We start from the raw sequence: 23,450 nt of genomic DNA, 5'->3' as shown, positions 1-23,450 counted from the left end.
GGTCCCAACTGACATCCTGTCGGCCAACCTCTTTGACCTTGAACCAGCTTCAGGAAGTTGGCTGCCAACTCTACTGAAGTAGATGCCACTTGGATGCGTCTCATAACCACCTTCTTCCGAACTGTCTGAACTTGGCGAGAAGTTGTAGTGTTCGGGCGTGGAGCCGGAACACGTCACCGTCAATGGACGGAAGAGGTCCCAGCGGCCGCAGCGGTCCCATCGGGAGGTGGCCGACGAGCTGCGCGCCCGGATCAGGTCCGGCGTCCTGCGGCCGGGCCAGCGGATGCCCACCCAGGCGCAGCTGGCGGACGAGTTCGGGGTGGAGCGCGGTACCGTCCGCCAGGCCCTGCGGGTCCTCCAGTCCGAGCGGCTGCTCACCAACGTCTCCAAGGGCAGCCCCGCGACCGTCGCCCCCGCCCCCGGCACGCCGGGGGCCGGCCCGCCGGCCGGGCCACTGCCCACCACGGCCGCCCTCGCGCCCCGGATCGCCGCCGCCTTCGACAGCGAGCACGTGCGGATCGACGCGCTCTGCCTGACCTCGGTCTCGCTCACCCTCGCCATCGGGGAGCCGCTGCGGGAGATCCACACCGGGCGGCTGAAACCGGCCAAGGTCGACGTCCGGCTCCTGCTGCCCTCCCGGGACATCCGGCTGGCCTTCCCGGTGCCGGTCCAGGGGGCGGCCGCCGACCCGCGCGAGGACCCCGTCCACCAGGACTGGCTGGCCATGCGCAACGCCCAGGGGCAGGTCCTGCGGCACAACCTGCTCTCGCTGCGCTCCGCCTACGGCATCGACGTCAGCGTGAGCTTCCGGGCGCTGCCCTTCACCCCGCCGGTCAAGCTCTACCTGCTCAACGGCGAGGAGGCGCTCTTCGCCTACTACACGGTCGCCCGCCGGCGGCACGAGACCGACGACGGGAGCGTGGAGATGTACGACACCGAGGGCACCCGGTCGGTGCTGTTCGCCTTCGAGCGGGGCGCCGGGCCCCGGGAGACCGGGTTCGTGGACGAGTCCCGGAGGTGGTTCGACGCGCTGTGGGAGACGATCAGCACGGAGCTGGTGCTGACCGGCTGACCGGCCGCCTCACAGGGCGGGCCGGGCGACCAGCAGGGCGAGCACCACCGCCCCGGCCGAACTGACCGAGGGACGGCGGGTCGTGACGCCGAGGGCGAGCAGGAGCAGGCCGACGACGCCGGAGACGCCGTACGTCCAGCCGAGGAGCTGCTCGGCGGTGAGGGCGACGACGGTGCCGACGAGAGTGAGGGCGGGCATGGATTCCTCCTTGGCGGAGCGGAGGCAAAAAGTCCGCCAACTTAGCCAAGTTGGCAGCCAACTGTCCCTAAGTGGTCCCACTTGGCTGCTAGGTATAAACAAGTCCGCAGCAACTCCCCGACAACTCCCTGTAGATGGATCGTAGTTGTATTTTTCGGACGTGACTCAGGAGAACGCGGCAGTGGACGGCAGCAGAAGGCTCTCCCCCCAGGAGATCGCGGACATCCTGCGGGAGCGCATCCGCGCCGGTGACCTCAAGGCGGGCGACCGGCTGCCCACGCAGGCGGAGCTGTCCGAGGAGTTCGGCGTGGAGCGCGGCGCCGTCCGGCAGGCCCTGCGGTCGCTCCAGGAGGACGGCCTGCTCAGCAACGTCTCCAAGGGCAGCCCGCCCCGGATCGCCGCCCCGAGCCCGGCGAGCGGCGTGCCCCAGCCCACGATGGTGGCGCTGGCGCCGCGGCTGACGCTGGCGTTCGACGAGCCCGAGGTGCGGATCGACGTGGTCTGCCACACCTCCGAGACGCTGATGCTCGCCCTCAGCGAGCCGCTCCGCCTGATCCACGAGGGCCGGCTGAGCCCCCGGTCCATCTCCTTCCGCGTCCTGATGCCGTCCCGGGACATCACCCTCGCCTTCCCGGTCCTCGTCGACACCCCCGACGACGGGGGCGCCGACCCCGTGCACGAGCGGTGGGTCCAGATGCGGGACGCCCAGGCCCGCGTCCTCCAGCACAACCTGAACGCCGTGCGGTCCACGCGCCGCGTCGACGTGCGCATAGCCTTCCGGGCGCTGCCCTTCACCCCGCCGATGAAGCTGTACCTGCTCAACGGCGAGGAGGCGCTGATCGGGTACTACCTGCTCACCCGGCGCGAGGAGGAGTGGCAGAGCCGGACGCTGGAGATGTACGACGCCCTCGGCTCCCAGTCCCTGCTGTTCGCGTTCCGGAAGCGGGCGGGGCACCGGGACGCGGCGTTCGTGGCGGAATCCCAGAAGTGGTTCGACGCCCTCTGGGAAACCATCACCACGGACCTGACACTCTCCTAGTGACTTCTGATACGCAGCAGACTGTTCCGGTGACCGCATCGACGGAGTCCTTGCAGAGACTGATCGCCCCGGTCCGGTACGTCCTGTGGGACCTGGACGGGCCGCTCTGCCGGCTGTTCGCCGGGCACCCGGCGGGCGAGATCGCCCGCGGCCTGGTGCGGCAGATCGACGCGCTGGGCCTGGGCGGCTCCCTCACCCCGGCCGAGCGCGAGCGCCGCGACCCGCACGCCCTGCTGCTCCGGGTCGCCGCGCTCCACCCGGACGGCGACCTGGCCGGGGAACTGGAGGAGTGGCTCACCGGGCAGGAACTCGCCGCCGTCCCCGGCGCCCGCCCCACCCCGTACGCCGACCCGCTGATCCGGACGTGGGCCGCCGTCGGCGCGGTCTCCGCCGTGACCACCAACAACGCGGCCCGGGTGGCGGCGGCGTACCTGGATACCCGGGGCCTGGCCGGCTGCTTCTCCGCCGTGTACGGGCGGACCCGGGACCTCGCCCTGATGAAACCCCACCCGCACGCGCTGCTCCGCGCCCTGACCGCGCTGGACGCGGACCCGTCCCGGGCGCTGATGATCGGCGACTCCCCCTCCGACTGCGCGGCGGCCCGCAGCGCCGGCGTCCCCTTCCTGGGCTACGCCCGCAACGCGGAGAAGGCGGCGGCCCTGCTGGCGGCGGGCGCGTCCCCGGCCGCCGTCGTCGACGACCTGTCGCTGGTGCGCACGGCCCTGCTCGCGTCCGGGGCGGGACGGGCCTCCTGATGCGGTAGGGTCCCCGCACGCCTCGCGGCGCGGCCGGACGGGCGGCACCCCGCCCCGCGCCGTCCCGGGCATCGCGCCCGCCTTCGTTCCACCCGTCCCTTCCGCACGGAGCGGCCAGTGGTCGTACCTGTTCCTCCCCCCGACCCGCTGCGTGATCTCGTACGGCTGGCCGTCGCCCGGGGGACCCCCTTCCAGGGACACCACCACCGGAACTACGTCGTCCCCCTGCCGGACGGGCCGGCGAGACTGCTCGGGCGGGTCGCCGGGGAGCCCGTCGTCGTGCGGGTCCGCCGGGCCGGGGCGCTGCCCGCGGTGATCCGGACCTGGCGGGACGAGGCGGCCGTGCTCGACGCCCTCCGGGGGCTGCTGCCCGTCCCCGTGTGTCTGGCCGCCGGGGCGGACTTCGCCGTCCACAGCCACGTCGGGGGCAGCAGCCTCGCCGCCCGCTGCCCGGACGGCAAGCCCGTCGACCGCCCCCTCGTCGAGGCGCTGGCCGGGCTGCTGGCGGCGACGACCCGGGTCCGCCGTGCCGCGCTCCCGCCCCTGCCGCCGGCCTGGCCGCGCAACGGCACGGACGGGCAGGGCTTCCTGCGGACGCTGGCATCCTGCGCCGACGTACAGGTCGGACAGGCCAACGCGGCCGAGTTCGGCGGGCTGTTCGCCGCGCTCGGGGTGCCCGAGGACGCGCTGCGGGGGCTGGCCGAGCGGACGCCCGCGCTGACCCGGCGTCCGTTCGGCCTGCTCCACACCGATCTGCACCGGGCCAATGTCATCGTCTCCGACGGCCCCGACGGGCCCCGGCTGACCTGCGTGGGCTGGGAGCTGGCGACCTGGGGGGACCCGCTGCACGACCTGGCGACGCATCTGGTGCGGATGCGGTACCCGGCCGACCAGTGGCCGGAGGTGACCGAGGCGTGGGGCGCGGCCATGGAGCGGCTGCGGCCCGCCGCGGCGCACGGGCTCGGGCGGGACCTGCGGCACTACCTCGCCTTCGAGCGCGCCCAGTCGGTGTACCCGGACGTCATGCGGGCCGCGCGGTCGCTCCAGGAGTCGTTCACCGAGGAGCGGCTGGCGGCGGCGGAGCGGGCGGTGCGCGGCGCGCTGGAGGCGGGGGCGGGCCCGCTCCGGCTCGGCCGGGTGCCGCGCGGCCCCGAGGTCGAGCGGGCGCTGTACCGGTGGTGGGCGTCCCGGCCGGACACCGCCGTACGGCGCTCCGCGGGCCGCGTCCACCCCTGGCTCCGGGACCGCCGCGTCCCCGAGCGGGACGACTTCCCCGACGCCGCCGTGCGGCAGGCGCTGCTCCTGGAGGGGGCCGCCCCGGCGCACCGGGTGTTCAAGGGGACCGCGCACCTGAACACGGTCGTCCGGGTGCCGGGGGCCGCGGCCCCCGTGGTGGTCCGGCGGAAGCTGCCCGTGGACCGCCGCCGCGAGCGCGGCATCCTCAGTGAGCACCAGGTGCTGCGGGCGATCGAGCGGGCCCGCGCCGGGGTGGCCGCGCCCCGCGTGCTGGCCCTCGGCGAGAGCGGTGCGGGGGACCCCTTCGCCATCCACACCTACGCCGGCCCCCGGGACGCCGACCGGCCCCCCGGCCATCCGGTGGACGGCCTGCTGCCGCACGAGGCGGACGGGCTCGTCGACCAGCTCCGCGCCCTGACCCGCGTCGACTACCGGCAGCTCGACCCGGTGGCCGGACGGAGCGGCTTCCACGCCCGGCTGGTGGAGCAGCTGGGGACGCTCGTCGCCGAACTGCCCGCCGAGTCCCTGAGCCTCGCCCGGCGGCTCGGGCTGCCCGACGCCGACCGGCTGCGGCGCGTCCTGTCCCGGCAGACGGTGGGCGAGCGGCGGCCGGCCCTGCTGCACGGCGACCTGAACCCGTGGAACCTGGTCCGCCGGGACGACGACCTGGCGCTGACCCTCATCGACTGGGAGCTGGCGGTGGTCGGCGACCCGCTGTACGACCTGGTCCGGCACCTGCACCTCACCCCGACCCGCCCGGAGATCCGGACCCGGATGTTCCGCCGCTGGGAGCGGGTCCTGCCGCCGGAGCACACCCGGGGCTGGCGGGAGGACTGGCGGACGTACCGCAGGCTGGAGGCCGTCCGGTCGGCCTACATCGACCTCGACCGGCTGGTGACCGGCGCGAGCCTGGACGCGCCCAACGTCCGCCGCGCGGCCGACTCCTACGCGGTCACCCTGGCCATGGCCGCAGGCGCCCTGGGGCTGCCGGTGCGCCGCCTGGGCACGGGGCTGCGGGGGCGGCTGCGTACGCTCGCCCCATGACCGAGACCGGCCTGCGGGAGCGCAAGAAGCAGCGGATGTACCAGGTGCTGTCGGACACCGCCGTCCGGCTGTTCATGGAGCGGGGCTTCGACGCCGTGTCGGTCGCCGAGGTGGCGGCCGCGGCGGAGGTGTCCAAGCCGACGCTGTTCCGGTACTTCCCGGCCAAGGAGGACCTCGTCCTGCACCGGATCGCGGACCACGAGGACGAGGCGGCGCGGGTGGCGGCCGAGGGCCCGGACCCGCTGACGGCGCTGCGCCGGCACTTCCTGGCCGGGCTGGAGCGGCACGACCCGGTGACCGGCCTCAACGACCACCCCGAGGTGCTCGCCTTCCACCGGCTGCTCTACGGCACCCCCGCCCTCGCCGCCCGGGTGTACGCCTACCAGGAACGCTCCGAGGCCGCGCTCGCCGACGCCCTCGGCGGCGACCTGGACGCCCGGCTGGCGGCCGGCCAGATCATCGCCGTGCAGCGGGTGCTCGCGCTGGAGAACTGGCGGCGGATCGCGGGCGGGGAGCGGGCCGAGGACGTACAGGAGGACGCGGTGGCGGCGGCCGGGCGGGCGTTCGAACAGCTGGCGAGGGGGCTGCCGCGCCTGGCCGGGACCGGGTGGGGCACGGGACCGCGCCCCGGAGCCGAGTGAGGCCGGGGAACGGGCCCGGTGAACGGGGGCGGTGAAGGAAGAGCGGCGAATGAGGCTCGGTTAAAAACGTTACCGAGTTAAGAAATCGGCTACGCTCGGGGGAATGACGTCACCCGAGCCCGCCCTCCTGGCCGCCCTCGACCGGGAGCGCGCCCACCACGAGCACTGCCGTACCGCCCTCGCCGCCATGGTCGACGGCGCCCAGGACCACGTCGTCACCGGCGAGGACGTCTCCGCCTCCGGTGCCGACGCCGAGGTCCTGGGGCACCGGTTGCGCAGCCGCGCCAAGGAACTGCGCGACCTGCCCGAGGGCCCGCTGTTCTTCGGCCGGCTGGACCTCGCCGAGGGACCGCTGCACATCGGCCGGCTGCGGATCTCCGAGCACCCGGCCGCCCCGCCGCTGGTCGTGGACTGGCGGGCCCCCGTCTCCCGCGCCTTCTACCAGGCCACCGCCCGCGATCCACAGGGTGTGGAGATCCGCCGCCGGTTCGGCTGGGCACCCGGCAGCCGGGGCGATTCCGCCGACCTGACCGGCCTGGAGGACGAGCACCTCGCGCGGGGCGAGTCCCGGGTGAGCGAGATCGTCGCCCGGGAGATCGAACGCCCCCGCGTCGGGCCCATGCGGGACATCGCCGCGACCATCCAGCCCGAACAGGACGATCTGGTCCGCGCCGGGCTCGCCGGCTCGGTCTGCGTGCAGGGCGCCCCCGGCACCGGCAAGACCGCCGTCGGCCTGCACCGCGCCGCCTACCTCCTCTACACCCACCCCCGCCGGATGCGCCGCGGCGGCCTGCTGGTCCTCGGCCCCAGCCGCACCTTCCTCGGGTACATCGCGGAGGTGCTGCCCGCCCTCGGCGAGAGCGGCGTACGGCAGTCCACGCTGACCGAGGAGATCGCCCGGCACCCGGTCACCGGCACCGACGACGAGCGGGCCGCCGCCGTCAAGCACGACGTCCGGATGGCCGGGGTGCTCCGCCGGGCGCTGTACGGGCGGATCACCGGCGGGGCGGTCCCGGAGCTGGAGGTGCCGGACGGCGCGTACCGGCGGCGGGTGCCGGCCGGGGAAGTGGCGCGGATCGTCGCGGACGTCCGGGCGGAGGAACCGCCGTACGCCGTCGGGCGGGAGCGGATACGGGCCCGGCTGGTGAGCCTGCTGCGGGAGCAGGCCGAGCGGCGCGGCGAGACCTGCGGCGCGGGGTGGGTGCGGCGGACCGGGCGGAGCCGGCCGGTCACCGCCCTGCTGGACGCCGTGTGGCCGCGGGTGCGGCCCGAGGAGGTGGTCGCGGGGCTGCTGGGCGACGCGGCGGCGCTGGCGGTCGCGGCGGACGGGGTGCTGGACGGCGCGGAGCGGGCCGCGGTGCTGTGGCGGAAGCCGCCCCGGTCGTGGCGGTCGGCCCGCTGGTCCGCCGCCGACCTGGTGCTGCTCGACGAGGTCGCCGGGCTGCTCGACCGGCCCGAGGGGTACGGGCACATCGTCGTCGACGAGGCGCAGGACCTCTCCCCGATGGAGTGCCGGGCGATCGCCCGGCGGGCCGCGTTCGGGTCGCTGACCGTCCTCGGGGACCTGGCCCAGGGCACGACCCCGTGGGCGGCCCGCTCCTGGCGGACGGTCCTCGGGCATCTGGGGCGGCCGGACGCGGCGGTGGCAGAACTGACCCGGGGGCACCGGGTGCCGGGCGCGGTCCTCACCCTGGCCAACCGGCTGCTCGCCCGGCTGGACGCCGACGTCCCGCCGGCCCGTTCGGTGCGCGGCGACGGCGAGGTGACGATGCGTCAGGTGGGCCCGGAGGAGGTGCCGGAGGCGGTGGTGGCCGCCGTACGGGCCGCGCTCGGCCGGGAGGGGTCGGTCGGGGTGATCGCGGCCGGCGCGGACGTGGACCGGGTGCGGGCGGCCCTCGCCGCCGCCGGGATCGCGGCGGCCGGCCCCGGGGAGCCGGCCGCCCGCCCGGCCCTGGTCCCGGCCGACGCGGTCAAGGGACTGGAGTACGACCACGTCGTCACCGTGGAGCCGGCGGCGATCGCCGAGGCCGAGGCGCGGGGCCTCAACCGGCTGTACGTGGTGCTGACCCGGGCGGTGTCCCGGCTGGACGTGGTGCACGCCCGGCCGCTGCCGTTCTGACCGCGGTACCGCGCGGGCTCCGGGCGGCGCGGGCGGCGCGGACGGCTCGGGTGGCCGAGGGGCTCAGGCGGTCCGGGCGAGGAGGCCGCCGGGGGCGAGGGCCAGCTCGGCGAAGCGGTCGCCGATGCGCAGGTGGGTGGCGGCGTCCGGGTGCAGGCCGTCCGGCAGGGGCAGCTCGGCGTGGTCGGCCGGGCCGTACAGTTCCAGGCCGTCCAGGTGGCGCAGGTGCGGGTCGTCGGCCGCGCGCTCACCGACGATGCGGGACAGCTCCGCGCGGATGACCTTCAGCGTCAGCTTCCCGGCGGGGACCTCGGCGGGGTCGCCGGTGGCGCGGAAGCCGAGCCGGCCCTCGGCGAGCGCGGAGAGGTCGAAGGCGGCGGGGCCCGGGGTGTCCTCGTGGAGCGGGCAGTACAGCGGGGAGATCACCAGCAGGGGCGTCTCCGGGTGACCCTCGCGGATCGTGTCGAGGAAGCCGTGCACCGCCGGGCCGAAGGCGCGCAGCCGCATCAGATCGGCGTTGACCAGATTGATGCCGATCTTGACGCTGATCAGGTCGGCGGGGGTGTCGCGCATCGCACGGGCGGTGAACGGGTCGAGCAGGGCGCTGCCGCCCAGGCCCAGGTTGACCAGCTCCACCCCGGCGCGCAGGGCGGCGCGGGCGGGCCAGGTGGCGGTCGGGCTCGCGGCGTCGGAGCCGTGGCTGATCGAACTGCCGTGGTGCAGCCAGACCTCGCGGCCCCGGTCCGGTACGGCCGCCACCGGGGCGTCGGCGCGCAGCGCGACCAGCTCGGTGGTCTCGTTGTGCGGCAGCCAGATCTCGACGTCCTTCTCCCGGCCGGGCAGGCCGGTGAAGCGCAGGGTGACCGGGGTGCCGGGGCGGTGCTCGGTGGTCCCGGTGCCCAGGTCGACGGTGAGGGTGTGGCCGCCGTCGGCGGTGGCCCGGCCGTGCGGCACGCCGTCGACCAGCAGGTCGTAGACGCCGTCCGGGCGGGGCGGGGCGCCGGTGTAGAGGCGCTTGGTGGGCAGGGTGTCCAGTTCGACGGCGGTGGCCCGGGTGCGGAAGGCCAGGCGGACGCCGGACGGCTGGCTCTCGGCCTGGGCGAGCTGCGGGTCGGCGCACTGGGCACGGGCACGGGCGGGCAGCCGGTGCGGCAGCAGGCCGTGCTCGGTGCGCTCGACGTCCAGGGCGCCGCGCAGCAGGTCCGGGGTGGTGAGGGGAACGGTGTGCATGGGCAGGGGCCTGTCGGTGAGGGGGCGGTGTGCGGGGTCAGGGGCCGGTCGGCGTGGGGGCGGAGGGTGTGGGCCAGGTGCGCAGGAGGGTGTCGAGGGCGTCGAGGATGCGGGTCCAGGACTCCTCGGGGCCGGGGGAGCTGTGGCTGAAGCTGCCGCCCAGTTCCATGCTCACGTAGCCGTAGAAGACGCTGCCGAGCAGCCGGACGGCGTGCGTCTGCTCCGGTTCGGGCAGGTCGTAGCCGCGCAGCAGGGCCCGGGTGAGCTGCGCCTGCCGTACGCCCCCGCTGGCGGCGGCGGTCTCCGGGTCGAGCCGGAGCTGGGCGGCGGCGTACCGGCCGGGGTGCTCGTGGGCGTAGTCGCGGTAGACGTCGGCCAGCGCGGTCAGGGCGTCGCGGCCGGCCCGTCCGGCGAGCGCGTCGGCGGCCCGGTCGGCCAGCTCGGCCAGGGCGAGCAGGGCGATGCCGGTCCTCAGCTCCTGGGAGTTGCGCAGGTGCGAGTAGAGGCTCGCGACCTTGACGTCGAACCGCCGGGCCAGCGCCGAGACGGTCACCTGCTCGAAGCCCTCCTCGTCGGCCAGCTCGGCGCCCGCCGCGATCAGCCGCTCCCGGCTCAGTCCCGCTCGTGCCACGTCCTGCACCATCCTTCCTTCTGCCTAACGCAGTATGCATTTGCCTAAAGCCTTTAGGCAACTTACCGTCGACTATATGAAACCAGTGACCGAACCCGAGATCCGCGCCGCGTTCGTCAACCGCACCAAGGGTGAGGCCAAGCGGCTCCACGTCCCGCGCGATCTGGCCGACCGCCCCTGGCCGGACCTGGACTACCTGGGCTGGCGCGACCCCCAGGCCCCCGACCGCGCCTACCTCGTCACCGAGCTGGACGGCCGCCTCGCGGGCGTCGCCCTGCGCAGCCCCGCCGCGCCCTCCGGGCAGGCCCGGCGCAGCATGTGCTCGATGTGCCTGACCACCCACACCGGCGGCGTCTCCCTGATGGTCGCCCCGCTGGCGGGCCGGGCGGGGCAGCAGGGCAACTCGGTCGGCGTCTACCTCTGCAGCGACCTCGCCTGCTCGCTCTACGTACGGGGGCTGCGCAGCGCGGGGCCGGGGGCGCGGCTGCACGAGTCGCTGACGCTGGAGGAGAAGATCGCGCGGACCGTGGGGAACGTGACGGGGTTCGTGGCCAACGTCGCGCGGGACGGCCGGAGGTGACGGCGACGGCGGGTGGCGGCCGGGGGTGGCGGGTGGCGGCCGGCGGGACGGAGGATGCCGCATGACCCTTCAGCTGTCCCTGTGCGCGATCACGCTCGACTGCCCCGACCCGTCGGCGCTGGCCGCCTTCTACCGGCAGGCCACCGGCCTCGAACCCCACCCCGCGTCGAACGCCGACTTCGCGGGCCTGAAGGGGGAGGGCGGTCTGCTCATCGGCTTCCAGCGCGTCGCGCACTACCGCGCCCCGCGCTGGCCCGGACAGGACGTCCCGCAGCAGCTCCACCTCTGCTTCCGCGTCGACGACCTCGCGGCGGCCGAGGCCCGGCTGCGGGACCTGGGCGCCGGCCTCCCGGAACACCAGCCGCACGGCGACCGGGCGCGGGTCCTCACCGACCCGGCCGGACACCCCTTCTGTCTCATCGCGGCACCGGCCGGGGGCGCGGGGGCGGACGCGGGCCCGGACCCGGGCCTGGACATGGCTGGCTAATGGCATTAGCCTTCGGGTTATGGGCATTAGCGGAGCTGTGGAAGAGACCTCGTTCCTGACGACCGAGGGCGGCGGACGGCTGGCGTACGAGGTGGCCGGGGCCGGGCCGCTGGTCGTGCTCGCGCACGGCATGGGTGACAACCGGACGGCGTACCGGGAGACGGCCGCGCGGCTCGTCGCCGCCGGGTACCGGGTCGCCGCGCTCGATCTGCGGGGGCACGGGGAGTCCGACGCCGGCTGGGCGTCGTACACCCGGGCCGACACGGCGGACGACCTCCTCGCCCTGATCCGGCACCTCGGCGGACCGGCCGTGCTCGTCGGGCACTCCTTCGCCGGGGGCGCCGCCACCATCGCCGCGGCCCGGGAGCCCGGCCTGGTCGACGCGGTGGTGGAGATCGCCCCGTTCACCCGCACGCAGAAGCCCGACCCGGGCGCGTTCCTCACCGACGCCCGCTACCGCAAGGGCATGAGCCTGCTGGCGGGCGCCGCCCTGCTGCGCAGCCCGGCGCTGTGGCGGCGGTACCTCGTCCACGCCCATCCCGGTACCCGGCCCGCCGGGTTCGCCGCGCGCCTCGCCGCGCGCCTCGCCGCGCTCGACGCGGATCTGCGCCGGCCCGGCCGGATGGCCGTGTTCAGCCGATTCGGTTCGGCCTCGCCCGGCGAGGCGGACGCCCGGCTCGCCGACGTGCGGTGCCCGGTCCTGGTCATCATGGGCACGCTCGACCCCGACTGGCCCGACCCGCGCGCGGAGGGCGAGGGCATCGTGGCGGCCCTGCCGGCCGGGCTGGGCCGCCTGGAACTGGTCGAGGGCGCGGGCCACTACCCGCACGCCCAGTTCCCCGGCGCGGTCGCCGCGCTCGTCCTGGACTTCCTCGCCGGAGGCCGGCGTGGCTAGGGCGGCGCTCTCGCCGGGCGCGGTCGTCGACCTCGCCCTCGGGATCATCGACGAGGACGGTCCCGAGGGGCTCACCCTCGCCGCGGTGGCCGCGCGGGCGGGCGTGGCCACCCCGTCCCTGTACAAGCACGTGCGCAATCTCGCCGAGCTGCGCGTGTCGGTCTCCGCCCGCGTCCTCGGTGACCTCGCCGACCAGGTCGGGGAGGCGGTCCTCGGCCGCTCCGCCGACGAGGCGGTCCGCGCGCTGATGACGGCCTGGCGGCGCTATGTGCAGCGGTGGCCGCACCGCTACCAGGCCGTCGTGCAGAGCCCGGAGCCGCGGACCGCCGAGGCCGGCGAGCGGCTGGTCGCCGTCGTCACCGCCGCGCTCCGCGCCTACGGCCTGGCCGACTCCGCCGCGGTCCACGCCGTGCGGTGCCTGCGCGCGGCCGTCCACGGCTTCTCCGTCCTGGAGGCCCAGGGCGGCTTCGGCCTCCCCGAGAACGTGGACGAGAGCTACGACCTGCTGATCCGCACGCTGATCGCGGGGCTGCGGGAGCCTCGTGCGTGAGGCCCGCCCGGCGGGTCCCCGGTGAGCGGGAGCCGGGGCGACGGGGGCGGGCGGCCCCGGCCCCGGCTCAGTCGAGTACCGCCGTCGCCTCGATCTCGACCAGGTGCTCCGGGACGTCCAGCGCGGCCACGCCCAGCATCGAGGCCGGCGGCGGCTGGGTGATGCCGAGCCGCGCGGACGCCCGGGCGATGCCCTCCAGCAGCGTGGGCATCATGTCGGGGGTCCAGTCGACGACGTAGCAGGTCAGCCGGGCCACGTCCGCGAAGGAGCCGCCGGCCGCGGCCAGGGCGGTGGCGATGTTGACGTAACACTGCTCGACCTGCGCGGCGAGATCGCCGGCGCCGACCGTGACGCCGTCGGCGTCCCAGCCGACCTGCCCGGCGACGAAGACCAGCTTCGAACCGGACGCGACCGACACCTGCCGGTAGACGTCGACGACGGGCAGTCCGGCGGGGTTCAACAGGGTGACGGCCATGACGAGGCCCTCCTCAATGATTTCCAGTGGTTACTCGGGAACCGTAGGAGAGTGATGGCTGACGTGGAAGAACGCACTTTTCGGTGACCGGGGAACCTGAAGGTGACCACGGGGGGCGAGGGGTGGTGGGGCGAGCGCCGGCACACCTCGTCAGGTGGGGCCAGGCGGACCCGGCGCACCCCGGGCTCTGCGGTCACGAGGCACGCGGGGCGACGCCGTCCGGCTGGCGCCGCATTCCTCGGCGTGCCCGTCACGTGACCGGTCTCCTCCGCGCAGCCGCGGGACACCCGGCTCCTCCTCGCCCTCGTCCTCTTCGGCACCGAGAGCGCGTACGGGCACGGGCCTTCTCCCTCACCGCCGCCAGGAGTGCCTCGTCCCACGCCGCTTCCCCCTGGCCTCGTACCCCTTCTCGGCCTGCTGCGCTGCGGTGTGCCGCGCCCGTCTCCGGCCCGGCCCTGGCGCGCCGCGCCGCCCGGTGGGCCACACCTTCGGCTTCGGACGGCGTGCTGGTCCGGTCCGCTAACGGGCGGGAGGAGGCGTACGACCTCGTCGTCGGCGAGGACGGCGCCTGGTCCCGGGTCCGTCCGGCCGTCTCGCCGGTGACCCCGCATCACACCGGCGTCACCTCGGTCGAGACCCCCCTGGACGACGTCGGACACCCGCCCCCCGGTCTGGCCCGGCTGGTCGGCGACGGCTCCCTGGCGGTGTACGGCGTGAACCGGGCCCTCGTCGCCCAGTGCGACGGCGGGGGCCACGTCACGGTGTACGCCCGGTTCCGCGCGCCCCTGGACGGGTGGTCCGGGGCGGACGGGGACACCGGGGCCGTGCGGGCGGGCCGGCCGGTGACGTTCGACGGCTGGGCCGCCCCCGTCCCCGGCCTCCCGCGCCATGGCACCGCGTTCGCCCGCCGCCCCCTGTACGTCCTGCCCGAGTCCCACACCTGGGACCGCCGCCGGGGTGACGCTGCTGGGCGACGCCGCCCATCTGACGCGCCCCTCGGCGCGGGCGCGAACCTCGCGATGCTGGAGGGCGCCGAACTCGCCGAGACCCTCGCCGCCGGCCCCAGGACGTGGACGGGGCCGTCCGCGCCTTCGAGGAGCGGACGTGGGCGCGGGCCGCGCGGCGGGCGAGGATCACGGCGGCCGGCCTGCACCGCCTGGTGAGCCCCGGCCCCGCCGCGGCCCGCGCCCTCTTCGACGAGGTCCAGCCGTCCTGAGGGGGCGTGCGGGAGCGGGTGCCGTCACTCTTGCAAGCGGTATGCTTGCAATAGTTAGCAGAGTCGTGCATCGTGGAGGCATGGCATCGCTCAACGTCGGCAACCTCGGTGACTACCTGCGCGAGCAGCGGCGCTCCGCGCAGCTGTCGCTGCGGCAGCTCGCCGACGCCGCGGGGGTGTCCAATCCGTATCTGAGCCAGATCGAGCGCGGGCTGCGCAAGCCGAGCGCGGAGGTGCTCCAGCAGGTCGCCAAGGCCCTGCGGATCTCCGCCGAGACGCTGTACGTGCGGGCCGGCATCCTCGACGCCGAGCGCGACCGGGACGCGGTGGAGACGACCGCCGTCCTCCTCGCCGACCCCACGCTCACCGAGCGGCAGAAGCAGGTCCTGCTCCAGATCTACGAGTCCTTCCGCAAGGAGAACGGATTCGGGACGGAGCCGGACGGCGTCCCGGCCACCGCCCGGGAAGGAGCCGGGAGCGACGGGGCCCCCGGCGAGGACACCTCCATACGCGCGGCCGCGGCCGGCGACGGCGACGCCGGTCCGCGCACGACGTAGCCCCCAGCATCCCCCAGCACCCCCCACACCCTCAGCCGAACGTGATCCGGGAGGACCGTCACCATGGCCATCACCGACGACCTGCGCAAGACCCTCAGCGACCCCACGCCGCTCTACTTCGCCGCCGGCACCGCCGACCTCGCCTGGCAGCAGGCCAAGAAGGTCCCCGTCCTGGTGGAGCAGCTCCGCGCCGAGGCCCCGGCCCGTATCGAGGCGGTGCGCAACACCGACCCCAAGGCCGTCCAGGAGAAGGCGACCGCCCGCGTCAAGGAGACGCAGGGGACGCTCCAGACCAAGGTCAACGAGTTCATCGGCTCCTTCGACACCGACCTGAAGAAGCTCGGCGAGACCGCCCAGGACTTCGCGCTGCGCGGGGTCGGCGTCGCCGCCGAGTACGCCGTGAAGGCCAAGGAGGCCTACGAGAAGGTCGCCGAGCACGGCGAGCAGACCGTGCGGACCTGGCGCGGTCAGGCCGCCGACAGCATCGAGGACGTCGCCGAAGGCGTCGAGGAGCTGGCCGTGGCCGTCGAGCCGAAGGCCCAGCCGGTCGAGGTCGAGGACGACAAGCCCGCCGCGGCCGCCCCGAAGAAGGCCCCGGCCGCCCGCAAGGCCCCGGCGAAGAAGTCCACGCCGTCCGCCAAGTGACGAGACGGCGGGGCACGGACACCGGCGGACCGGGCACCCTCGGGGTGCCCGGTCCGTTGTACGGGTACGGTGACGGCGTAGGGACGACCCGAGTCTGGTGGTGGACGTTGTGCTGATGCAGGGGTTCGCGGGCTTCATGTGGCTGCTGAGCATCGCCCTGATCGTGTTCAGTGGCTTCGCGTTGATCGACGCCGCCACGCGCCGCGAGGACGCCTACCGCGCGGCCGACAAGAAGACCAAGCCCTTCTGGCTGATCATCCTGGGGCTCGCCTTCGTGGTGAACCTGATCTTCAACGTCCTGTCGTTCCTGCCGATCATCGGCCTGGTCGCGACCATCGTCTACATGGTCGACGTACGCCCGGCCCTGCGCGGGCTGCCCGGCGGCGGGCGCAACACCCGGCGGGGCTCCAGCAGCGACGGCCCCTACGGGCCGTACAACGGCGGCCGCTGAGCAGACGCCGGGGCGGCGCGGGGCCGCGGGCCCCGCTCAGGCCTCCCGGTCCAGCAGTACCACCGCCACGTCGTCGGCCAGCTCACCCCCGTTGAGCCGGCGGACCTCGTTGACCGTCGCCCGCAGCAGCGCCTCCCCGCTCAGCCCCTCGGCGAACTTGCCGCGCACCAGCTCGACCATCCCGTCCTGCCCCAGCCGTTCCCGGCCCTCGCCGACGTGGCCCTCGATCAGCCCGTCGGTGTAGAGCATCAGGCTCCACGCGGCGCCCAGCTCGACCTGCGTACGCGGCCAGCGGGCGCCCGGCAGCAGCCCGAGCGCCGGGCCGTTGTTGTCGTACGGCAGCAGCCGCGCCGGGGCGCCGGGGCCGGCGATCAGCGGGGCCGGATGACCGGCCAGGCACAGGCCGGCCCGGCGGCCGTCCGGCGCGATGTCCACCGTGCACAGCGTCGCGAAGATCTCGTCGTGCGGGCGCTCGTGCTCCAGCACCTCCTGGAGGGTGCCCAGCAACTCGTCGCCGCAGAGCCCCGCCAGGGTCAGCGCGCGCCAGGCGATCCGCAGCTCCACGCCGAGCGCCGCCTCGTCCGGGCCGTGCCCGCAGACGTCGCCGATCATGGCGTGCACGGTGCCGTCCGGGGTGCGGACCACGTCGTAGAAGTCACCGCCGAGCAGGGCGCGGGAGCGGCCGGGGCGGTAGCGGGCGGCGAACCGCAGCGAGGAGCCCTCCAGCAGCGGCGTCGGCAGCAGGCCGCGCTCCAGCCGGCGGTTCTCCTGGGCGCGCAGCCGGCCCTCGGCCAGGCGCCGCTCGGCCGAGTCGGAGCGCTTGCGCTCGACGGCGTAGCGGATCGCCCGGCTGAGCAGCCGGCCGTCGAGTTCGTCGCGGCAGAGGTAGTCCTGGGCGCCGACCGCCACCGCCTCGGCGCCGCGCTCGGCGTCGTCGGAGGCGGTGAGGGCGAGCACGGCGTGCCGGGGCGCCAGCTCCAGCACGTGCTTGAGGACCGCCAGCTCGTCGCCGTCGCCGTCCGCCTCCCCCGGGCGGCCGGGGGCGGGCAGCGCGAGGTCCAGCAGAATGCAGTGGACGTCGTCGGTCAGCAGCCGCTCGGCCTCGGTCAGGTTGCGGGCGGTGCGGACGCGGATCGGCTTGCCGGAGCGGTCCAGCAGGTCGGGCACGATCGGCGAACCGGCCGGGTCGTCCTCGATCAGCAGCAGCGTCAGGCCGGTCTGCGCGGCGGGGTCGGCCTGGGGCTGCCCGGCGCCGGGTCCCTGGGCGGCGGTGCCGTCGGTGTCCGTGCGCGGTGCGGCCCGTTCGACGGAGGGACCGCCGCCGGGCACGCCGGGCGCGGCCTGCGCCTGACCACTCTCCGCGGCCGGGATCGCTCTCTGCCGCGGTACGGGTACGGACATCGTCTTGGGTTCCTTCCCTCCCCCCGAGGGCACGGCGGGGCGAGGGACCTCGACCCACCGACGGGGACCATAGCGGGTGCCGGGCGGACAGCGGAACGGCGCGCGGCACGCCCGTGGGCCAACGGCCACTGTCATATGCCGCGTTACGTACCGCAGTTGGACAGGGTTCCGGGTCCGGCGGGATGACGAACGTCACGTCGCCGTACGGGCCCGAACGGGGGTGCGCGTGGGGTCGGTCACGTGCCGCGGCCGGCCGGCGCGGGGCCTGACGTCGGCCGCCGGGGGGCGCCGCGGCGGGTCCGGGGGCCGGTACGCGCCACGGCCGGTGGACGCCGGATGCCGGATGCCGGTACGCCCCGCGCGTCCGCCCCTGACGCGAGCACCTCCGAGCCGGTACCACCGGTACCGCGCCGGTACCGCCGGTCGTACCGGTGCCGCCGGCGTCCCGTGAGCCCCCGGCGTCCGGCGTCCGCCCCGGTGGCGGGACCGTCACGCTTCCGGTCGCACCACGCCGAGGATCGGCATCGTCCCTGCGCCCGTGATCGTCACCGAGCGGCCCGGCCGGGGCGCGTGCACGACCTTGCCGTCACCGACGTACATCCCGACGTGGCTGGCGTCCTCGAAGTAGACGACCAGGTCCCCGGGGCGGATGTCCTCGGTGGCGACGTGCCGCAGCCGGCGCCACTGCTCCTGCGAGGTGCGCGGGATGCCGTGCCCGGCCGCCGCCCACGCCCGGGAGGTCAGCCCGGAGCAGTCGAAGGACTTCGGTCCCTCGGCGCCCCACACGTACGGCTTGCCGATCTGGGCCGTGGCGTACTCCACCGCCTGCTCGGCCCGCTCGGTGGGCGCGCCGTCGGCGTCGGCCAGGACGCCGGAGTCGAGCCAGGCGTTCTGCGCCCGCTCGGCGGCCTCGCGCTCCAGCCGGGCGAGCCGCTCCTTCTCCTCCCGGGCCAGCTCGGACTCCAGCTTCTCGGCCGCCGCGACGCGCTTCTCGATCCGCCGCTGGGCGGCGGCCCTCGCCCTGCGGTTGGCCTCCAGCTCCTTCCAGCGGGCGGACGCGTCCGCGGCGTAGCCCTCCAGGCTCTCCTGGGCGCGCCGCAGGTCACCGATCAGGCCCTTGGCGGCGCGCTGCCCCTGGAGCACCCGGCCCGCGCCGTCCAGGAACCCCGCCGGGTCGTCGCTGAGCAGCAGCTTGGCCTCGTCGGGCAGCCCGCCGGTGCGGTACTGGGAGCGGGCCGCGGCGGCGGCGCGCCGCTCCAGGGCGTCCAGCTTCTCCCGGCCCTCGACGATCTTCTTGGCCAACTCCACGACCTGCGCGGACTGTTCCTCGGCCCGCTCCTCGGCCGCGTTGTACCGGTCGGTGGCCGCGGCGGCCTCCCGGTAGAGCCGGTCGAGCGTCTCGCGTACGGCTTGAAGGTCCTTGTCCGGGGTGACGGCGGCCGTGGGGGCCGGCGTCGGGCCGGGGTCCGCGAAGGCCGGGCCCGGCACCGCCAGTACGGTGACCGCGCAGGCCACGGCCACGGTCGCGGTGATCAGGCCACGCTTTCCCGGTCCCATACCTCTGCTCCCCACCTTGGTTAACCGCCAGTAACTTCCGTCTCCGGGATCGTGCCATGCCGATCCGCGAAGCGACAGAGGCCGTCGGGAGCGAAGAGGAGGGAACGGAGGGAACGGAGGGAAAGGAGGGAACGGAGGGAAAGGAACGGGGAAGGAGCGGACAGGAGTCGTTCCCTCTCCCGTTGTCCCGCGGAGGGACGCACCCAGCGGTGGGGGAGGCTCACCCCCGTGGCGCCAACGCTCCCCACCGCACCGTCACTTCGCCCTGCCGCCACCGCGCCGGGCCGTCCGTCACCGGCCAGTCGGCGGTGAGGTCCCGCACCGTGCGTGTCCAGCGCTGGCGGGCGCCGTAGGAGGCGTAGGGCGCGGCGGCGGCCCAGGCGCGGTCGAAGTCGCGCAGGAAGGCGTGCACCGGCTCGCCCGGCACATTGCGGTGGATCAACGCCTTCGGCAGCCGTTCGGCCAGGTCGGAGGGGCGGTCCAGGGAGCCGAGACGGGCCGCGAAGGTGACCGTGCGCGGTCCCTCGGGCCCGAGCGCGACCCACACGTGCCGCCGGCCGATCTCGTCGCAGGTGCCCTCGACCAGCAGCCCGCCCCGGGAGTGCGCCGACGCCGGGGCCAGCCGCGCGCACAGCCGCCGCCAGACGCCGGGCACCTCGGCCTCGTCGTACTGGCGCAGCACGTTCGCCGCGCGGATCAGCAGGGGCCGCCCGGGGAGCGGGACCTCGAAGCCGCCGCGCCGGAAGTCCAGGCCCGCACGGGCGTACGGCCCGGCCGCGGCGACCCGCACCGGGTCGATCTCGACGCCGCTCACGCGCGCGCGGGGCGCCACGGCCCGCAGCCGGTGCAGCAGCTCGACGGCGGTCCACGGCGCCGCCCCGTAGCCGAGGTCGACGGCGAGCGGATCGTCGGCCCGGCGCAGCTCGGCGCCGTGCGTGGCCACGATCCAGCGGTCCATGCGGCGCAGCCGGTTGGGGTTGGTCGTACCGCGCGTGATCGTGCCCAGCGGGCGGGAGGCGGCGGCGCGGGTCGGCATGCCTACGAGGGTATGCGCCCACGCCGGCGGACCCGGACGGCCTCAGGGGCGCGGGCGGTCCCGCCAGTGGCCCGGCCGCCAGGAGTGAGGGGTGGTGGGTGCGTCGGGGCCCTCGGTGCCGACGTCCGGGCGCAGGAGAACGGCCGGAGGCTGGACGCGGCGCGCGAGGACCCGTGCGGTACGGCAGGCTCACGCCGCCGTCGGCCCCCACATCGGACCAGGGGCGCCGAAGCTGCCACGGTGGCGGCTGGTTCCCGCGCCCCGCCCGCGGACACCGGGCCTTCGGCGGCCCGCCGGGTACGCGTCCTCCCCGCTCGGGCTTCCGCCCGGGACTCACCCGCCCGTCGAACGGTTGAGCGACCAGTGGTAATGATTCGGCAAAGGCGAGGAAACCGGAAATGCGGCACGCCGGGCCGGCGTTCCACTCCGGTGGAGGGTGCGCCATGCCCTCGCGACCGGCTGCCCGCAGCGAGGAGGAACGCCACGTGAGCCAGTACGCCGGCGGGCTCGGGCGTCGGTCCGCGGCGGCCCCCGCGCGACTGCGGCTGCACCGCAGGCCCCGCCGTGTCGCCATGCTCTCCGTGCACACCTCGCCCCTGCACCAGCCCGGCACGGGCGACGCCGGCGGCATGAACGTCTACATCGTGGAGCTGGCCCAGCGCCTGGCCGCGATCAACATCGAGGTCGAGGTCTTCACCCGGGCCACCTCCGCCGCCCTCCCGCCCACCGTCGAACTCTGTCCGGGCGTCCTCGTCCGGCACGTCGACGCCGGCCCCTACGAGGGCCTGGCCAAGGAGGAGCTGCCCGCCCAGCTGTGCGCCTTCACCCACGGCGTGATGCAGGCGTGGGCCGGCCACCGCCCCGGCTACTACGACCTCGTCCACTCGCACTACTGGCTCTCCGGCCACGTCGGCTGGCTCGCCGCCCAGCGCTGGGGCGCCCCCCTGGTGCACGCCATGCACACCATGGCCAAGGTCAAGAACGCCAACCTGGCCGCCGGCGACACCCCCGAACCCGCCGCCCGGGTCATCGGCGAGACCCAGATCGTCACCGCCTCCGACCGGTTGATCGCCAACACCGAGGAGGAGGCCGGCGAACTCGTCCGGCACTACGCCGCCGACCCCGCCCGCGTGGCCGTCGTCCACCCCGGCGTCAACCTCGACCGGTTCCGCCCCGCCGACGGCCGGGCCGCCGCCCGCGCCCGCCTCGGCCTGCCCCAGGACGCCCTGATCCCGCTCTTCGCGGGCCGTATACAGCCCCTCAAGGCCCCCGACATCCTGCTGCGGGCCGTCGCCGTCCTCCTCGCCGAACGCCCGGAGCTGCGCTCCCGCGTCGTCGTCCCCGTCGTCGGCGGCCCCAGCGGCAGCGGCCTCGCCAAGCCCGAGGGCCTGCAGAAGCTGGCCGCCCGGCTCGGCATCGCGGACGTCGTACGGTTCCGTCCGCCGGTCGGGCAGGACCAGCTCGCCGACTGGTTCCGGGCCGCGTCCGTGCTGGTCATGCCCTCCTACAGCGAGTCCTTCGGGCTGGTCGCCATCGAGGCGCAGGCCACCGGCACGCCGGTGCTCGCCGCGGCGGTCGGCGGCCTCCCGGTCGCGGTCCGCGACGGCGAGACCGGCTTCCTGGTCCAGGGCCACGACCCGGCCGCGTACGCCCGGGTCCTGCGCGACTTCGCCGACCACCCGGAGCTGGTCACCCGGCTGGGCACCGCCGCCGCCCGGCACGCCCGGTCCTTCGGCTGGGACACGGCCGCCGCGGCCACCGCCGACGTCTACACGGCCGCGATGCAGGCCCACCGCCGTCGCGTACCCTCCCACCATGGCTGACGCACAGCGGACGGCGGCGCACACCGTCGAGGAGACCCTGCGGGACGCCGACCTGGAATGGGAGAGCCCGGAACCAGGCACCTACGTGGTGAAACTCCCCGGCACCCGCAAGCTCTCCACCACCGTCTCCCTGATCGCCGGCCGCCACTCCCTCTCCCTCAACGCCTTCGTCATCCGCCACCCCGACGAGAACGAGGCGGGCGTCCACCGCTGGCTCCTGGAGCGCAACCTCAAGCTCTACGGCGTGAGTTACGCCGTCGACCGGCTCGGCGACGTCTACGTCACCGCCCGCCTCCCCCTCTCCGCCGTCACCCCCGACGCGCTCGACCGCCTGCTCGGCCAGGTCCTGGAGGCATCGGACGGCGCCTTCAACACCCTGCTGGAGCTGGGTTTCGCCGGCGCCATCCGCAAGGAGTACGCGTGGCGCACGGCCCGCGGCGAGTCGACCCGGAACCTGGCGGCGTTCCAGCAGCTCATCGAGCGTCCGGCCGACTGAGCGCCGTACGCGCCCGGTAGCGCCCGGGGGTCACTCCCACCAGCCTCTTGAAGTGCCGGGTCAGATGGGCCTGGTCGTAGAAGCCGGTGGCGGTGGCCACGTCGGCCGGGGCGCGCCCCGCGAGCAGCAGCCGCCGGGCCCGGTCGACGCGCCGCGCCATCAGGTACTGGTGCGGCGCGATGCCGTACGCCCCGCTGAACGCCCGTACCAGATGGGCCGGGTGGGCCGGGAGCAGGGCCGTGGCCTGGTCCAGGGTGAGGCCGTCGACGAGCCGCTCGTCGAGCAGTTCCCGCAGCCGCCGCGCGAGCACCGGGTCCCGGCGCGCGGGCCGCGTGGCGGCCGGCCGGAGGTGGGCGCGGAGCCGCTCCCCGATCAGCGTCAGCCGGCTCTCCGCCTCCAGCTCCTCCCCGGGCCGGACCAGCGCGGCGTGCAGCTGCCCCACCCGCCGCCGCAGCACCGGGTCCCGTACGTCGGGCCGGTCCACCGCGGGCCCGATCAGCTCCGCGCCCAGCCGGGAGCCGTCGAGGTACAGCACCCGCTTGCGGAAGCCGCCCGGCCCGGCCGGCGAGCCGTTGTGCGGGACGTGCGGCGGCAGCAGGGTCACCGTGTCGTGCGGGGTGCCGTGCTCGTGGCGGTCGAGGTCGTACCGCACGGCCCCGTCGTCCACGATCAGCAGCGTCCACGCCTCGTGGACGTGCATCGGATAGGCGTACTCCGTGAACCGGGCGTGGAAGACCTCCACGACCCCCGGGACCGCCGGGCGCCAGGCGGAGACGGCCGTCCCGTCCCCGGGTCCCGGCCCGGCCGCGGTGGCTGCGGTGGCTGCGGTCATGCAAAAAACGTACAAGACCGGGCGGCGGCCCGGTCGCCATGCTCCTGTCCATGACTGACGCAGAGCCCGTCCGCTTCGACACCAAGATCGCCGTACTGCTCCGGGACGACCTGGCGACCTGGCAGCGCCTGAACGTGACCGCCTTCCTGGTCAGCGGCCTGGGGCCGCAGGTCCCCGAGGTCATCGGCGCACCGTACGAGGACGCGGACGGTGTGCCCTACCTGCCCATGTTCCGCCAGCCGGTCCTGGTCTTCGAGGGTGCGAAGGAGACCCTCAAGGCCGCCCACACCCGCGCTCTGTCCCGCGCCCTGCCCCGCTCCGTCTTCACCGCCGACCTCTTCACCACCGGCAACGACCGCGACAACCGCGCGGCGGTCCGCGCCGTCCCCACGGCCGACCTCGACCTGGCCGGTCTCGCCGTGTACGGCCCGAAGAACGCGGTGGACAAGGTGCTGAAGGGGGCACGGATGCATCCGTGACGGGT

Annotated in this window: 24 protein-coding genes and 1 pseudogene; 17 read left to right on the top strand and 8 right to left on the bottom strand. The window is 75.3% G+C overall.

The window, feature by feature from the left end; translation table 11 throughout:
* Window positions 1-157: 157 nt before the first annotated feature.
* On the top strand, window positions 158-1,072 hold the full coding sequence (locus Sdagh_RS20005; protein WP_189421834.1) for a winged helix-turn-helix domain-containing protein: 915 nt from the start codon (window positions 158-160) through the stop codon (window positions 1,070-1,072).
* A 9-nt stretch (window positions 1,073-1,081) separates the two neighbouring features.
* Here Sdagh_RS20005 and Sdagh_RS20000 read toward each other — a convergent pair whose 3' ends face one another.
* Entirely contained in the window at window positions 1,082-1,270 is a 189-nt protein-coding gene (locus Sdagh_RS20000; protein WP_189421835.1) for a hypothetical protein, read from the bottom strand.
* A gap of 181 nt (window positions 1,271-1,451) precedes the next feature.
* On the opposite strand from Sdagh_RS20000, the gene Sdagh_RS19995 reads away from it, so the two are divergent.
* The 5 genes from Sdagh_RS19995 to Sdagh_RS19975 all read left to right on the top strand — a co-directional run bounded on the left by Sdagh_RS19995 (window position 1,452) and on the right by Sdagh_RS19975 (window position 8,104).
* On the top strand, window positions 1,452-2,309 hold the full coding sequence (locus tag Sdagh_RS19995; protein ID WP_189421897.1) for a winged helix-turn-helix domain-containing protein: 858 nt from the start codon (window positions 1,452-1,454) through the stop codon (window positions 2,307-2,309).
* A gap of 29 nt (window positions 2,310-2,338) precedes the next feature.
* The gene (locus Sdagh_RS19990) at window positions 2,339-3,064 is read left to right on the top strand and encodes an HAD family hydrolase (protein ID WP_226535468.1); all 726 of its coding nucleotides are present in this window, start codon (window positions 2,339-2,341) and stop codon (window positions 3,062-3,064) included.
* A 117-nt stretch (window positions 3,065-3,181) separates the two neighbouring features.
* Window positions 3,182-5,344: a phosphotransferase family protein gene (locus tag Sdagh_RS19985; RefSeq protein WP_308288754.1), complete on the top strand. Its 2,163-nt coding sequence runs from the start codon at window positions 3,182-3,184 to the stop codon at window positions 5,342-5,344.
* Entirely contained in the window at window positions 5,341-5,985 is a 645-nt protein-coding gene (locus tag Sdagh_RS19980; protein ID WP_190078051.1) for a TetR family transcriptional regulator, read from the top strand. Before Sdagh_RS19985 ends, Sdagh_RS19980 begins: the two co-directional genes overlap by 4 nt.
* Before the next feature lie 103 nt (window positions 5,986-6,088).
* Window positions 6,089-8,104: a HelD family protein gene (locus Sdagh_RS19975; RefSeq protein ID WP_190078050.1), complete on the top strand. Its 2,016-nt coding sequence runs from the start codon at window positions 6,089-6,091 to the stop codon at window positions 8,102-8,104.
* A 63-nt stretch (window positions 8,105-8,167) separates the two neighbouring features.
* Here Sdagh_RS19975 and Sdagh_RS19970 read toward each other — a convergent pair whose 3' ends face one another.
* Window positions 8,168-9,334 (bottom strand): SGNH/GDSL hydrolase family protein, encoded by a 1,167-nt coding sequence (locus Sdagh_RS19970; RefSeq protein WP_190078049.1) that lies wholly within the window; start codon window positions 9,332-9,334, stop codon window positions 8,168-8,170.
* A 37-nt stretch (window positions 9,335-9,371) separates the two neighbouring features.
* The gene (locus Sdagh_RS19965; RefSeq protein ID WP_189421840.1) at window positions 9,372-9,965 is read right to left on the bottom strand and encodes a TetR/AcrR family transcriptional regulator; all 594 of its coding nucleotides are present in this window, start codon (window positions 9,963-9,965) and stop codon (window positions 9,372-9,374) included.
* A 76-nt stretch (window positions 9,966-10,041) separates the two neighbouring features.
* Between Sdagh_RS19965 and Sdagh_RS19960 the strand changes: the two genes are divergently transcribed.
* The 4 genes from Sdagh_RS19960 (at window position 10,042) to Sdagh_RS19945 (ending at window position 12,477) form a co-directional block, all read left to right on the top strand.
* Complete coding sequence (locus tag Sdagh_RS19960; protein ID WP_190011583.1) at window positions 10,042-10,545, top strand: FBP domain-containing protein; 504 nt, start codon at window positions 10,042-10,044, stop codon at window positions 10,543-10,545.
* 61 nt (window positions 10,546-10,606) lie between these two features.
* Complete coding sequence (locus Sdagh_RS19955; RefSeq protein WP_189421842.1) at window positions 10,607-11,032, top strand: VOC family protein; 426 nt, start codon at window positions 10,607-10,609, stop codon at window positions 11,030-11,032.
* 37 nt (window positions 11,033-11,069) lie between these two features.
* Window positions 11,070-11,927 (top strand): alpha/beta fold hydrolase, encoded by an 858-nt coding sequence (locus Sdagh_RS19950; protein ID WP_226535466.1) that lies wholly within the window; start codon window positions 11,070-11,072, stop codon window positions 11,925-11,927.
* Window positions 11,920-12,477 (top strand): TetR/AcrR family transcriptional regulator, encoded by a 558-nt coding sequence (locus Sdagh_RS19945; RefSeq protein WP_189421844.1) that lies wholly within the window; start codon window positions 11,920-11,922, stop codon window positions 12,475-12,477. Before Sdagh_RS19950 ends, Sdagh_RS19945 begins: the two co-directional genes overlap by 8 nt.
* A gap of 67 nt (window positions 12,478-12,544) precedes the next feature.
* Here the strand turns inward: Sdagh_RS19945 and Sdagh_RS19940 are convergent, their stop codons facing one another.
* Complete coding sequence (locus tag Sdagh_RS19940; RefSeq protein WP_189421845.1) at window positions 12,545-12,952, bottom strand: RidA family protein; 408 nt, start codon at window positions 12,950-12,952, stop codon at window positions 12,545-12,547.
* A 485-nt stretch (window positions 12,953-13,437) separates the two neighbouring features.
* On the opposite strand from Sdagh_RS19940, the pseudogene Sdagh_RS19935 reads away from it, so the two are divergent.
* From Sdagh_RS19935 to Sdagh_RS19920, 4 genes and pseudogenes are all read left to right on the top strand, one after another.
* Window positions 13,438-14,168: pseudogene (locus tag Sdagh_RS19935) on the top strand (FAD-dependent oxidoreductase); the annotation flags it as partial.
* Window positions 14,169-14,248: 80 nt separating this feature from the next.
* Entirely contained in the window at window positions 14,249-14,725 is a 477-nt protein-coding gene (locus tag Sdagh_RS19930) for a helix-turn-helix domain-containing protein (protein ID WP_226535465.1), read from the top strand.
* 63 nt (window positions 14,726-14,788) lie between these two features.
* Window positions 14,789-15,370 (top strand): hypothetical protein, encoded by a 582-nt coding sequence (locus Sdagh_RS19925; protein WP_189421846.1) that lies wholly within the window; start codon window positions 14,789-14,791, stop codon window positions 15,368-15,370.
* A gap of 115 nt (window positions 15,371-15,485) precedes the next feature.
* Complete coding sequence (locus Sdagh_RS19920) at window positions 15,486-15,821, top strand: DUF2516 family protein (RefSeq protein WP_189421899.1); 336 nt, start codon at window positions 15,486-15,488, stop codon at window positions 15,819-15,821.
* Between the two features lie 36 nt (window positions 15,822-15,857).
* Here Sdagh_RS19920 and Sdagh_RS19915 read toward each other — a convergent pair whose 3' ends face one another.
* From Sdagh_RS19915 to Sdagh_RS19905, 3 genes are all read right to left on the bottom strand, one after another.
* Window positions 15,858-17,222 (bottom strand): PP2C family protein-serine/threonine phosphatase, encoded by a 1,365-nt coding sequence (locus tag Sdagh_RS19915; protein WP_190078047.1) that lies wholly within the window; start codon window positions 17,220-17,222, stop codon window positions 15,858-15,860.
* 489 nt (window positions 17,223-17,711) lie between these two features.
* Entirely contained in the window at window positions 17,712-18,779 is a 1,068-nt protein-coding gene (locus Sdagh_RS19910) for a C40 family peptidase (protein ID WP_190078046.1), read from the bottom strand.
* 220 nt (window positions 18,780-18,999) lie between these two features.
* Window positions 19,000-19,815 (bottom strand): class I SAM-dependent methyltransferase, encoded by an 816-nt coding sequence (locus Sdagh_RS19905; RefSeq protein ID WP_189421849.1) that lies wholly within the window; start codon window positions 19,813-19,815, stop codon window positions 19,000-19,002.
* A gap of 485 nt (window positions 19,816-20,300) precedes the next feature.
* Between Sdagh_RS19905 and mshA the strand changes: the two genes are divergently transcribed.
* Together mshA and Sdagh_RS19895 are read left to right on the top strand one after the other, a co-directional pair.
* Window positions 20,301-21,638, top strand: coding sequence for a D-inositol-3-phosphate glycosyltransferase (gene mshA / locus Sdagh_RS19900; RefSeq protein ID WP_190078045.1), 1,338 nt, complete (start codon window positions 20,301-20,303; stop codon window positions 21,636-21,638).
* Window positions 21,631-22,134, top strand: a complete 504-nt coding sequence (locus Sdagh_RS19895; protein ID WP_189421851.1) for a type III secretion system chaperone family protein — start codon at window positions 21,631-21,633, stop codon at window positions 22,132-22,134. The genes mshA and Sdagh_RS19895 overlap by 8 nt, the downstream gene beginning before the upstream one ends.
* Here the strand turns inward: Sdagh_RS19895 and Sdagh_RS19890 are convergent.
* Entirely contained in the window at window positions 22,112-22,966 is an 855-nt protein-coding gene (locus tag Sdagh_RS19890) for an AraC family transcriptional regulator (RefSeq protein WP_190011586.1), read from the bottom strand. The genes Sdagh_RS19895 and Sdagh_RS19890 overlap by 23 nt on opposite strands.
* A 50-nt stretch (window positions 22,967-23,016) precedes the next feature.
* Between Sdagh_RS19890 and Sdagh_RS19885 the strand changes: the two genes are divergently transcribed.
* A complete protein-coding gene (locus Sdagh_RS19885; protein ID WP_189421853.1) occupies window positions 23,017-23,445 on the top strand; it encodes a DUF2000 domain-containing protein in 429 nt (142 codons plus the stop codon).
* Window positions 23,446-23,450: the final 5 nt, after the last annotated feature.

Origin of the sequence: Streptomyces daghestanicus, from assembly GCF_020521275.1 — a bacterium.
Taxonomy (GTDB): Bacteria; Actinomycetota; Actinomycetes; order Streptomycetales; family Streptomycetaceae; genus Streptomyces; species Streptomyces griseoviridis.
This window is presented reverse-complemented; position numbering and strand designations above follow the sequence as displayed.

Bases quoted from the DNA above. Each gene is read 5' to 3' on its own strand.
- Sdagh_RS20000 (WP_189421835.1), bottom strand. From the start codon at position 1,270: ATGCCCGCCCTCACTCTCGTCGGCACCGTCGTCGCCCTCACCGCCGAG.
- Sdagh_RS19980 (WP_190078051.1), top strand. From the start codon at position 5,341: ATGACCGAGACCGGCCTGCGGGAGCGCAAGAAGCAGCGGATGTACCAG.
- Sdagh_RS19975 (WP_190078050.1), top strand. From the start codon at position 6,089: ATGACGTCACCCGAGCCCGCCCTCCTGGCCGCCCTCGACCGGGAGCGC.
- Sdagh_RS19970 (WP_190078049.1), bottom strand. From the start codon at position 9,334: ATGCACACCGTTCCCCTCACCACCCCGGACCTGCTGCGCGGCGCCCTG.
- Sdagh_RS19960 (WP_190011583.1), top strand. From the start codon at position 10,042: ATGAAACCAGTGACCGAACCCGAGATCCGCGCCGCGTTCGTCAACCGC.
- Sdagh_RS19955 (WP_189421842.1), top strand. From the start codon at position 10,607: ATGACCCTTCAGCTGTCCCTGTGCGCGATCACGCTCGACTGCCCCGAC.
- Sdagh_RS19940 (WP_189421845.1), bottom strand. From the start codon at position 12,952: ATGGCCGTCACCCTGTTGAACCCCGCCGGACTGCCCGTCGTCGACGTC.
- Sdagh_RS19930 (WP_226535465.1), top strand. From the start codon at position 14,249: ATGGCATCGCTCAACGTCGGCAACCTCGGTGACTACCTGCGCGAGCAG.
- Sdagh_RS19925 (WP_189421846.1), top strand. From the start codon at position 14,789: ATGGCCATCACCGACGACCTGCGCAAGACCCTCAGCGACCCCACGCCG.
- Sdagh_RS19920 (WP_189421899.1), top strand. From the start codon at position 15,486: ATGCAGGGGTTCGCGGGCTTCATGTGGCTGCTGAGCATCGCCCTGATC.
- Sdagh_RS19915 (WP_190078047.1), bottom strand. From the start codon at position 17,222: ATGTCCGTACCCGTACCGCGGCAGAGAGCGATCCCGGCCGCGGAGAGT.
- Sdagh_RS19910 (WP_190078046.1), bottom strand. From the start codon at position 18,779: ATGGGACCGGGAAAGCGTGGCCTGATCACCGCGACCGTGGCCGTGGCC.
- Sdagh_RS19905 (WP_189421849.1), bottom strand. From the start codon at position 19,815: ATGCCGACCCGCGCCGCCGCCTCCCGCCCGCTGGGCACGATCACGCGC.
- Sdagh_RS19895 (WP_189421851.1), top strand. From the start codon at position 21,631: ATGGCTGACGCACAGCGGACGGCGGCGCACACCGTCGAGGAGACCCTG.
- Sdagh_RS19890 (WP_190011586.1), bottom strand. From the start codon at position 22,966: ATGACCGCAGCCACCGCAGCCACCGCGGCCGGGCCGGGACCCGGGGAC.
- Sdagh_RS19885 (WP_189421853.1), top strand. From the start codon at position 23,017: ATGACTGACGCAGAGCCCGTCCGCTTCGACACCAAGATCGCCGTACTG.